General features: G+C 58.4%; 10 protein-coding genes and 1 pseudogene. All 11 read right to left on the bottom strand.

Annotated features, from left to right (window positions below; all coding sequences use genetic code 11):
• A pseudogene (locus tag Q7J58_RS01580) lies at window positions 1–99 on the bottom strand (IS5/IS1182 family transposase); the annotation flags it as partial.
• Window positions 100–256: 157 nt separating this feature from the next.
• The gene (locus Q7J58_RS01575) at window positions 257–1156 is read right to left on the bottom strand and encodes an NAD(P)-dependent oxidoreductase (RefSeq protein WP_304822446.1); all 900 of its coding nucleotides are present in this window, start codon (window positions 1154–1156) and stop codon (window positions 257–259) included.
• 25 nt (window positions 1157–1181) lie between these two features.
• Window positions 1182–2504 (bottom strand): lipopolysaccharide biosynthesis protein RfbH, encoded by a 1323-nt coding sequence (rfbH, locus tag Q7J58_RS01570; RefSeq protein WP_304822443.1) that lies wholly within the window; start codon window positions 2502–2504, stop codon window positions 1182–1184.
• Between the two features lie 54 nt (window positions 2505–2558).
• Window positions 2559–3644, bottom strand: a complete 1086-nt coding sequence (gene rfbG, locus Q7J58_RS01565; protein WP_304822440.1) for a CDP-glucose 4,6-dehydratase — start codon at window positions 3642–3644, stop codon at window positions 2559–2561.
• Window positions 3641–4414, bottom strand: coding sequence for a glucose-1-phosphate cytidylyltransferase (rfbF, locus tag Q7J58_RS01560; protein ID WP_304822438.1), 774 nt, complete (start codon window positions 4412–4414; stop codon window positions 3641–3643). Before rfbF ends, rfbG begins: the two co-directional genes overlap by 4 nt.
• A 2-nt stretch (window positions 4415–4416) precedes the next feature.
• Window positions 4417–5574, bottom strand: a complete 1158-nt coding sequence (gene gmd, locus Q7J58_RS01555; protein ID WP_304822436.1) for a GDP-mannose 4,6-dehydratase — start codon at window positions 5572–5574, stop codon at window positions 4417–4419.
• A gap of 24 nt (window positions 5575–5598) precedes the next feature.
• Window positions 5599–6009, bottom strand: a complete 411-nt coding sequence (locus Q7J58_RS01550) for a type II toxin-antitoxin system VapC family toxin (RefSeq protein ID WP_304822433.1) — start codon at window positions 6007–6009, stop codon at window positions 5599–5601.
• Window positions 6006–6254 carry a type II toxin-antitoxin system prevent-host-death family antitoxin gene (locus Q7J58_RS01545; RefSeq protein WP_304822430.1) on the bottom strand — a complete coding sequence of 83 codons (249 nt, stop codon included), beginning with the start codon at window positions 6252–6254 and terminating at the stop codon, window positions 6006–6008. The genes Q7J58_RS01550 and Q7J58_RS01545 overlap by 4 nt, the downstream gene beginning before the upstream one ends.
• A 72-nt stretch (window positions 6255–6326) precedes the next feature.
• The gene (locus Q7J58_RS01540; protein WP_304822427.1) at window positions 6327–7307 is read right to left on the bottom strand and encodes a GDP-L-fucose synthase; all 981 of its coding nucleotides are present in this window, start codon (window positions 7305–7307) and stop codon (window positions 6327–6329) included.
• 24 nt (window positions 7308–7331) lie between these two features.
• Window positions 7332–8498, bottom strand: coding sequence for a nucleotide sugar dehydrogenase (locus Q7J58_RS01535; protein WP_304822424.1), 1167 nt, complete (start codon window positions 8496–8498; stop codon window positions 7332–7334).
• 11 nt (window positions 8499–8509) lie between these two features.
• Window positions 8510–9973 (bottom strand): mannose-1-phosphate guanylyltransferase/mannose-6-phosphate isomerase, encoded by a 1464-nt coding sequence (locus Q7J58_RS01530; RefSeq protein ID WP_304822421.1) that lies wholly within the window; start codon window positions 9971–9973, stop codon window positions 8510–8512.
• Window positions 9974–10035: the final 62 nt, after the last annotated feature.

Below are 10035 nucleotides of genomic sequence, written 5' to 3'. Positions count from 1 at the left end.
CAAAGCAGCCCAGGGAACCACGGTGTCCATCTGCTGCAAAAACGCCTGTTTGCGGGTGCGCCGCGTGCTCAGGTTCAGGTCAAAGCTGCTTTGTTTCATGGTCACTGAGTGTGCTGCACTGGGCTTACGTCTGCCATACCTTGGGAGGGGTTTTGCTGAGTTTCCCTAAATGTGTAACCGCCTATTAATTTGACTGCAGAATTATCTATATGAATCAATAAATCAAGGCGCTTTAAAAGTAAGAAGGGTTATATTATCAATTTCTATGGCCAAATAGTTTTGGAAGCTCCGTCAATAAATTTTTTTTTGATACCCACCCTGGCAATAAAAAACCACCCTGCCAAGGCATCATCACTTCGCGGCTGCGGTAAGGCCTTACACCAAAAGTCACCTGAATGGTTTTTCCGCTGACCTGCTCCATCAGGGCAACCAGCTGGCGCACAGACAGCGGTGCGCCTGACGATACGGCGTACCGCTTGTGGGGTGTGTACGCAGTGCCGTTCAGCAGCTGTTGGGCACCCACTAGAAAGGCGTTTGTGACATCGTCTATGTGTACAAGGTCCAGCACCTGTTCACCTGGCGACATGCCGAGCGCTTCGCCGCTGTGCAGGGCTTTCACCAGCAAATTGACCAGCTTGGGCCGTGGATCGTCTGGGCCATACGTGTCAAACAGTTTGAGCGTGATAACCCGCAGCCCAAAGGCATCGGCGTAAAAATCCAAGATGTCTTCAAAGGCTTGTTTGGTGGCGGCGTAAAGGCACACCGGGTCGTATCCCTCGCTGCGGTAGTGCTGCCAATAGGTGCCGGTGTTGATGAACCGCAGCACACCGTTGCGAACACAGGCTTCGGCCAGATGTGTGCCAAACAACAGGTTGCTGTTGATCAGGTCTGTTATTTGATCGCTATTGTGTTCGGCGATAACCATGGAGGCCAAGTGAAAAACCACGTCTGGCTTGGTGGCGGCCACAGCGTCCAGTGCGCTTTGTGCGCTGCCGTCGTAGGTGTGTTGACCTACCAAGTGGGCCAACGATTCAGGCAGTGGCCTGCCTGCTGTACGAACCAGCACATCAACCTGCCAGCCATTGGCCAACAGCCGCTGGCTGAGTTTGGAGCCAACATAACCAGTGGCTCCCGTGATCAACGCTTTTGGGTTCATGGCGGGTTTAATTGAAGAGTTGTTTTTAAAAATTCACACCCAAATAACTTTCAATTTTCTGCGCAGCAAATTCCAGCATTTCGCGGGTGAGCGCAGGTTGAACCCCAATCCAAAACGTGTTGTTCATCACGTTGTCGGTGTTGGTCAGGTCGCCGCTGATGCGGTAGTGGGCACCGGCCATGTAGGGCTGGCGGGTCAGGTTGCCAGCAAACAGCAGGCGGGTGCCCACTTTGTTTTGGTCCAGGTAGGTCAACAGGTCCAGCCGGGTGACGGGGCAGTTTTCTTTCAGGGTAATGGGGAAACCGAACCACGAGGGGTCTGAATGCTCGGTGGCTTCGGGCAGGTGAACAAATTCGGCGCAGTCTTTCAGGCGCTCTTTCAAAAAGGCAAAGTTGTCTTTGCGGGCTTGAATAAATTGCGCGGCTTTGTCCAGTTGCGCCAAGCCGCAGGCGGCTTGCATGTCGGTAATTTTCAGGTTGTAGCCCAGGTGGCTGTAGGTGTATTTGTGGTCGTAACCTTCGGGCAAATCGCCCAGCTGTTGGCAAAAGCGTTTGCCGCAGGTGTTGTCTTTGCCGGGTGCGCAGTAGCAGTCGCGGCCCCAGTCACGAAAGCTTTCGGCAATGGTTTTTAATTCATCGTGTTTGGTGAACACCGCGCCGCCCTCGCCCATGGTGATGTGGTGCGCGGGGTAAAAGCTGAGGGTGGCAATGTCGCCAAAGGTGCCCACCATTTGGCCTCGGTAGGTGGTGCCCAGTGCGTCGCAGCAGTCTTCAACTAGCCACAAGTTGTATTTTTTGCACAGCGCGGTAACCACGTCCAGGTTGAACGGGTTGCCCAAGCTGTGTGCCAGCATGATGGCCTTGGTTTTGGGGCCGATGGCGGCTTCGATTTTGCTGGCGTCAATGTTGTGGGTGATGCGGTCCACATCCACAAAAACCGGCACGGCGCCAAACTGCAAAATGGGGTTGACGGTGGTGGGGAAACCTGCGGCCACGCCAATGACTTCGTCGCCTTTTTTAATGGCGCGCTCACCCAGCTTGGGCGATGTGAGGGTGCTGAAGGCCACCAGGTTGGCCGACGAGCCCGAGTTGACGGTGATCAGGTGCTTGATGCCGATGAAGGCGGCCAGTTTTTTCTCGAACTCGCTGTTGAAGCGGCCTGAGGTCAGCCAGCCGTCCAGGCCAGCATCCACCATGTTTTTGAGTTCAGCGGCGTCGAGTTGCTTGCCCGAAGGCGGCACGAGACTGACACCGGGGAAGAAGGTTTCCGGTGCCAGGGTGATGGCTGCGTATTCTTCAACGAGTTGGGCTATTTGGCTGCGAATGGCTTCGGATTTGGCGTTTTGCATGGTGGTGTTCAGAATGAATAGGAATGCGAGATGGCGGCTGAGAGGGCTTTTTGATTAATTTTGAGCCATGGCTTGGTAAGCGTGGATTTGGCCCAGTGTGATCGCTCGCATGTCGGCGCCGTTGCGTCGCTGCACCGACCATTCGGTGATCAGCTTCAAGGCGTCGTTCAGGCGCAGGGCTGGGTGCCAATTCAGGCGGCTGCGGGCTTTGGATATGTCGAGCTTCAGGTAGTGGGCTTCGTGTGGGTGTTCGCCAGTGTCAATTTGCCATTGGGCACCTTCACCCCACAGCGCGGCCATTTGTTCCACGATCCAGCCGACGGGTTTGGCGTCGTCGTCGTGTGGGCCAAAGTTCCAGGCTTCGGCGCAGTCGGGGCCGTGTTCAACCAAGCGCTCGGCCAGCATCAGGTAGCCGCGCAGGGGCTCCATCACGTGTTGCCACGGGCGGGTGGCGTGTGGGTTGCGTATGTGAACGGGTTTGCCTTGCTCAAAGCTGGCCAAAATGTCTGGAATCAGCCGGTCTTGCGCCCAGTCGCCACCGCCAATGACGTTGCCGGCGCGTACGGTTGCGGTGGCTACGCCGTGTTGGGCGTAGTTGTTGGCGTTGAAGTAGGACGAGCGGTAAGCGGCGCTGACCAGTTCGGCGCAGCCTTTGCTGTTGCTGTAGGGGTCGAAGCCGCCCATGGGCTCGTTTTCACGGTAGCCCCACACCCATTCGCGGTTTTCGTAGCATTTGTCGGTGGTGATGTTCACCACGGCTTTCACGCTGGGCGTGTGGCGCACCGCTTCAAGCAGGTGCACGGTGCCCATGACGTTGGTGGAATACGTTTCGACCGGGTTTTGGTACGAATAGCGCACCAGCGGTTGCGCGGCCATGTGGATGATGATGTCGGGCTGGTGCTCTGCGAACACGGCTTGCAGGTGGGCCAGGTCGCGAATGTCGCCTATGACGCTGGTCATGCCGCTGGCCACATGGGCTGTTTCAAACAGGCTGGGTTGGGTGGGGGGCGCAAGGGCATAGCCCACCAGTTTCACACCCAGGGACTGCAGCCAGAGCGACATCCAGCTGCCTTTGAAGCCGGTGTGGCCGGTCAGCAGCACGCGCTTGCCTTGCCAGAAGCTGGGGTTGACGGTGCTCATGCCCACACCTTCCAGGGTGCTTTGCCGGATTGCCACATCTCTTCGAGTTGGATTTTGTCGCGCAGGGTGTCCATGGGTTGCCAAAAGCCATGGTGCGGGAATGCGGCCAAGTTGCCTTCTTGGGCCAGCTGTTCCAGGGGTTCGCGTTCCCAGGTGGTGGTGTCGTCGGTGATGTAGTCAATGACTTGGGGCGACAGCACAAAGAAGCCGCCGTTGATCATGGCGCCATCGCCTTTGGGCTTTTCCATGAAGCTGTTGACTTTGTTGCCTTGCAAGTCCAAAGCACCAAAGCGGCCCGGGGGAATGGTGCCGGTCAGGGTGGCTTTGACGTTTTGGGCGCGGTGAAAGGCGATGAGTTCGGTGATGTTCACATCGCTCACGCCGTCGCCATAGGTGAAGCAAAAGGCTTCTTCGTCTTTCACATAGTCGGCCACGCGCTTGAGGCGCCCGCCGGTCATGGTGTCTTCGCCGGTGTCCACCAGGGTGACGCGCCAGGGTTCGGCCTTGCGGTGGTGCACTTCCATGTTGTTGTTCACCATGTCAAAGGTGACATCGGACATGTGCAAAAAGTAGTTGGCAAAATATTCTTTGATGACGTAGCCCTTGTAGCCGCAGCAAATGACGAAGTCGTTGATGCCGTGGTGGGAATAGGTCTTCAGGATGTGCCACAAAATGGGCTTGCCGCCAATTTCGATCATGGGCTTGGGCCGGGTGGTGGTTTCTTCAGAAATGCGTGTTCCCAATCCACCTGCAAGAATGACGGCTTTCATTTTTACTCCACACTGACATTAACGTTATAGCCATGCTGCTTGAGCAGGGCATGTTGTTTGGCTTGCGCAAGATCGCTGGCCACCATTTCGGCGCACATCTCTTGCACCGTAATCTCAGGCACCCATCCCAGTTTTTCTTTGGCTTTGGTGGGGTCGCCCAGCAGGGTTTCCACTTCGGTGGGGCGGAAGTAGCGGGGGTCAATTTTCACGATGACGTCGCCCACCTTCAGGGCGGGTGCGTTGTCGCCGGTGATGCTGTCCACCACGCCGCGTTCTTCAACGCCGTGGCCCTCAAAGCGCAGCGTTACGCCCAGTTCTTGGGCTGACCATTGAATGAAGTGGCGCACACTGTATTGCACGCCGGTGGCAATCACAAAGTCCTCAGCTTGTTCTTGCTGCAGCATCATCCACTGCATGCGCACATAGTCCTTGGCGTGGCCCCAGTCCCGCAGAGCATCCATGTTACCCATGTAAAGGCAAGGTTCCAGACCCTGGGCAATGTTGGCCAGGCCGCGGGTGATTTTGCGGGTGACAAAGGTTTCACCACGGCGCGGGCTCTCGTGGTTGAACAGGACGCCGTTGCAGGCATACATGCCGTAGGCCTCGCGGTAGTTGACGACGATCCAGTAGGCGTAGAGCTTGGCAACGGCGTAGGGGCTGCGGGGGTAAAAAGGTGTGGTTTCTTTTTGTGGAATTTCTTGCACCAGGCCATAGAGTTCGCTGGTGCTGGCTTGGTAAAAGCGGGTTTTCTTCTCCAAGCCCAATATGCGGATGGCTTCCAGGATGCGCAGCGTGCCCAGGCCGTCCACATCGGCGGTGTATTCAGGGCTTTCAAAGCTCACGGCCACATGGCTCATGGCGCCCAGGTTGTAAATTTCGTCGGGCTGGGTTTCCTGGATGATGCGCACCAGGTTGCTGGTGTCGCTCAAATCGCCGTAATGCAGCTTAAAGCGAGCATTGTCTATATGAGGGTCTTGATAAATATGGTCCACCCGCTGAGTGTTAAACAAGCTGCCCCGGCGTTTGATGCCGTGCACGGTATAGCCCTTTTCCAACAAAAACTCGGCCAAGTACGAACCGTCTTGGCCTGTGACGCCGGTGATGAGGGCGACTTTGGGCTGGGTGTTGGTTTCTGGGGTGGTGCTGTTCGTTGGGGTCATGGTTTATTGTGGTTGGGTTGATGGTTAGGCGCTCACTAGGCCAACCCCAGCTGCAAGGGCTGCGTTGGCAAGGGCGCGGTCTTGGGTGGCGATGGGCAGGCTGCGGCGCAGGGCAAGGTCAAGGTAAAGTGCGCCGTAGCTGGTGAGGTCGTGGCGCAAAGCCAAGTCAAACACCTGTGCGGGGTTGGGCGCTGTGGTGTCTATATCAATCGGCAACTGGGCGAGCAAGGCCAGCATGTGTTGGGCCTGCGCGGCAACAAGGTTTTGCCTTTTGCAGGCAGTGCGCAGCACGTTGGTGTATTCCATCGGCAGCAGGGCCGGCGCCATGGCGCGGCTGGTTCGCAGACGTTGGGCGACAGCTTCGCTGTAGGGTGTGCAATGGCTTTCCAGCAGCCAGCCGCAGACCACAGAGTTGTCCAGCACGAATGACGTCACGCCAGTCCCTCGCGTGCGATGGTTTTGAGGTTGCCTTCCAGCGCCAGACTGCTGCGCAGTTGGCGCAGGTTGGCAAAAACTTGTTGCACCTGCTCAGATTGCTGGCTGGGCGCTTGGGTGTCGTACATCACGAGTTGCACCACAGGCTTGCCGCGCCGGGTGACGGCCACGGTTTCGCCGCGCTCCACGCGGCAGATAAGTTCAGACAATTGGTTTTTGGCTTGGGCAAGGGGAATGCTGATCATGGCTAGGCTCAGATTAAAATAGCTAGCTTGATTTTTGCATGGCTGGGCTGTGGGGGCAAGGGCTGAAGGTGGTTAGGCCATGCGGGGCTCTTGTTTCAGAAAGTCTTGGTAAGCAAGAGCCAGGCCGGTGGGAAGGTCAACCTGGGGTTGCCAGCCCAGGCTGTGCAGACGGCTGCTGTCCATGAGTTTGCGGGGTGCGCCGTCGGGTTTGGTGGTGTCAAAGGTGATATGCCCGGTGTAGCCCACAGTGCGCGCCACACTGTGGGCCAGCTCGGCAATGCTCATGTCTTCGCCATAGCCCACGTTGATGTGGCTGAGCATGGGTTGTGTGTGTTGCTGGTAGGTGGCAGCGGGCAGGTTCATCACATGCACGCTGGCGGCGGCCATGTCGTCCACATACAAAAATTCGCGTCTGGGCGTGCCGGTGCCCCAGATGGCCACTTCGGGCGCGGCTTGCATTTTGGCTTGGTGAAAGCGGCGGATCAGCGCGGGGATGACATGGCTGTTTTCGGGGTGGTAGTTGTCGCCCGGGCCATACAGATTGGTGGGCATGACGCTGCGGTAGTCCACCCCGTGGCTGACACCAAACTGGCGGTTGTAGCTTTCGCAAAGCTTGATGCCTGCGATTTTGGCCACGGCGTAGGGTTCGTTGGTGGGCTCCAGCAGGCCAGTGAGCAGGGCATTTTCGGCCATGGGTTGCGGGGCCAGCTTGGGGTAGATGCAGCTGGAGCCTAAAAAAAGAAGTTTCTTAACGCCACTGTGGAATGCAGCATCGATCACGTTGGCCTGCATCATCAGGTTTTGGTAGATGAAGTCGGCAGGGTAGGTGTTGTTGGCGTGAATGCCACCCACCTTGGCAGCGGCCAAATACACTTGGTCGGGCTTTTCAGCGGCAAAAAAGGCGCGCACATCGGCCTGTTGGGTCAGGTTCAGCTCGGAGTGGGTGCGGGTGATGATGTGGCTGGCTGGGTGGCCATGCGCCAACAGGTTACGCACAATGGCCGAGCCCACCATGCCTCGGTGGCCGGCTACGTAAATACGGGGTGTGTTCATATAGATTGGGTGCTTGGGGTGTTTTCAGTCGTTGCCAAACAGGTCGCGGGTGTAAATCTTGTCTTGCACGTCGCTCAGTTCGGGGGTCAGGCGGTTGGCAATGATCACATCGGCCTTTGCCTTGAAGGCATCTAGGTCGTTCAGAACCACAGAATTGTAGAAGTGCGGCTCTTGCAGCACGGGTTCGTAAACGATCACTTCCACGCCTTTGGCTTTCAGCCGCTTCATGATGCCCTGCACGCTGCTGGCCCTGAAGTTGTCGCTGCCGGCTTTCATCACCAGGCGGTACACGCCCACGGTGTTGGGCTTGCGGTCCAGAATGTCCTGGGCCACAAAGTCTTTGCGTGAACTATTCGAGCTGACGATGGCGCCAATCAGGTTTTGCGGCACGGACGCGTAGTTGGCCAGCAGTTGCTTGGTGTCTTTGGGCAGGCAGTAGCCGCCGTAGCCAAAGCTGGGGTTGTTGTAGTGGGAGCCTATGCGCGGGTCCAGGCACACGCCGTCAATAATCTGGCGCGTGTTCAGGCTATGGGTGGCGGCGTAGGTGTCCAGCTCGTTGAAAAACGCCACGCGCATGGCCAGGTAGGTGTTGGCAAACAGCTTGATGGCTTCGGCCTCGGTGCTGTCGGTGAACAACAGCGGCACGTCTGGCTTCACCGCGCCTTGCTGCAGCAAGCTGGCAAACCGCTGAGCCCGTTCGGAGATTTCGCCCACCACAATGCGGCTGGGGTACAGGTTGTCATGCAAGGCCTTGCCTTCACGCAAAAACTCGGGGCTGAACATCAGGTTGCCCGTGCCTAGGCGCTGGCTGGCGTCATTCGTAAAACCCACCGGCACGGTGGACTTCACCACCATCACCGCACTGGGGTTGATGGCGGCCACATCGCGAATCACTGCTTCAACCGACGACGTGTTGAAGTAGTTGCGCGAAACGTCGTAGTCGGTGGGGGTGGCAATGACCACAAAGTCAGCGCCTTGGTACGCCTCTTCTTTGTTCAGCGTGGCCCGCAGGTTCAGGGGCTTGTTCTGCAGGTAATCGTGCAGCCCAGCGTCTTCAATGGGGCTTTGCCGGGCGTTGATCTGGTCAACCTTGGCGGGAACAATGTCCAGGGCCACCACCTCGTGGTGTTGTGCCAACAGCACGGCAATAGACAAGCCAACATAGCCGGTACCGGCAACGGCAATTTTCATGGGGTTTCTCTTTAATTGGTGGCCGGTGCACGGCCATAGGTGTCTTGCAGGCGCACGATGTCGTCTTCGCCCAGATAGCTGCCAGACTGCACTTCCACAATTTCCAGCGGAATGCTGCCGGGGTTGACCAGGCGGTGTACGGCGCCCAGGGGAATGTAGGTGCTCTGGTTTTCAGACAGCAGCAATACCTGTTCACCGTTGGTAATTTCGGCGGTGCCGCTCACCACAATCCAGTGTTCGGCGCGGTGGTGGTGTTTTTGCAGGCTCAGGCTGGCTTTGGGGTTGACCAAGATGCGCTTGACCTTGAAGCGCCCGCCTTGGTCGATGCTGTCGTACCAGCCCCAGGGGCGGTGCACTTTGCGGTGCAGGTTGTGTTCTTCGCGCTGGCTCTTATTCAGCTCTGCCACGATGAGTTTTACGTCCTGGCTGCGCTCCTGGCTGCTCACCAGCACGGCGTCGGCCGTTTCCACCACCACCAGGTTGCTCACACCCACCAGCGCCACCAGCCGACCGCTGGCGTGCACCAGATTGTTGTGGCTGCCTGTGCTGATGACGTCGCCCACCAGGGCGTTGCCGTGGCCGTCTTTGGGCAAGGCGCTCCACACGGCGTCCCAGGCGCCCAGGTCGTTCCAGCCGGCCGCCAACGGCACCATGCAAATGGGGAATTCGGCCTGGCCGGGGCAGCGCTCCATCACCGCGTAGTCCACCGACTCGCTGGGCACGGCGGCAAACAGGTCTTTGCCGGGGCGCACAAACGGGCCGTCGATGGCTTGGGCGGCCCAGGCGGCTTGGCATGCGCTGGCAATGTCGGGCCTGAAATGGCCCAGGGCCTTGAGCCAGACCGAAGCCTTGAGAACGAACATCCCCGCGTTCCAAAAGTAGCCGCCTTGGTCCAGGTAGCTTTGGGCGGTGGGCAGGTCAGGCTTTTCAACGAACTGCTGCACCGTCAATGCATGGCTGGCCTGGTTGTCGCTGGGGGCTTCGGTACGGATGTAGCCGTAGCCGGTTTCAGGCCGGTCGGGCGTGACGCCCAAAATGGCAATGTGCCCGGCCTGGGCCTGGGCAATGGCGGTTTGCAGGGCGGCTTTGAACGCGTCTTCGTCGGTGATGGTTTGGTCTGCCGGGGTAACCACCAGCACGGGGTCGGTGCCGTCTTGCATGGCCGCCAGTGCCGCCAGGGTGAGCGCGGGGGCGGTGTTGCGGCCCAGCGGCTCCAGCAAAAAGCGGGCGTTGGCCAAGCCGGTTTCGCGCAGCTGCTCTTGGGCCAAAAAGCGGTGCTCTTCGTTGCACACCACCAGCGGGGGCAGGGTGTTGGTACCCGGCGCGGCCAGCGCGCTCAGCCGCAGGGTTGCTTGCTGAAACAGGCTGTTGTTACCCGTGAGACACAGAAACTGCTTGGGGAAACCAGCGCGGCTGAGCGGCCACAGGCGGGTGCCTGAGCCGCCACAAAGAATGACGGGAACAACGGTGGACATACAGGTTAGCGGGTAGGTGGATCGGGTGGATGGCGGAGGGAGAGGTGGCGGAAATGAATCGC

It is taken from the genome of Hydrogenophaga sp. (assembly GCF_030656115.1).
Classification (GTDB): Bacteria; Pseudomonadota; Gammaproteobacteria; order Burkholderiales; family Burkholderiaceae_C; genus Hydrogenophaga.
This window is presented reverse-complemented; position numbering and strand designations above follow the sequence as displayed.

Bases quoted from the DNA above. Each gene is read 5' to 3' on its own strand.
- Q7J58_RS01575 (WP_304822446.1), bottom strand. From the start codon at position 1,156: ATGAACCCAAAAGCGTTGATCACGGGAGCCACTGGTTATGTTGGCTCC.
- rfbH (WP_304822443.1), bottom strand. From the start codon at position 2,504: ATGCAAAACGCCAAATCCGAAGCCATTCGCAGCCAAATAGCCCAACTC.
- rfbG (WP_304822440.1), bottom strand. From the start codon at position 3,644: ATGAGCACCGTCAACCCCAGCTTCTGGCAAGGCAAGCGCGTGCTGCTG.
- rfbF (WP_304822438.1), bottom strand. From the start codon at position 4,414: ATGAAAGCCGTCATTCTTGCAGGTGGATTGGGAACACGCATTTCTGAA.
- gmd (WP_304822436.1), bottom strand. From the start codon at position 5,574: ATGACCCCAACGAACAGCACCACCCCAGAAACCAACACCCAGCCCAAA.
- Q7J58_RS01545 (WP_304822430.1), bottom strand. From the start codon at position 6,254: ATGATCAGCATTCCCCTTGCCCAAGCCAAAAACCAATTGTCTGAACTT.
- Q7J58_RS01540 (WP_304822427.1), bottom strand. From the start codon at position 7,307: ATGAACACACCCCGTATTTACGTAGCCGGCCACCGAGGCATGGTGGGC.
- Q7J58_RS01535 (WP_304822424.1), bottom strand. From the start codon at position 8,498: ATGAAAATTGCCGTTGCCGGTACCGGCTATGTTGGCTTGTCTATTGCC.
- Q7J58_RS01530 (WP_304822421.1), bottom strand. From the start codon at position 9,973: ATGTCCACCGTTGTTCCCGTCATTCTTTGTGGCGGCTCAGGCACCCGC.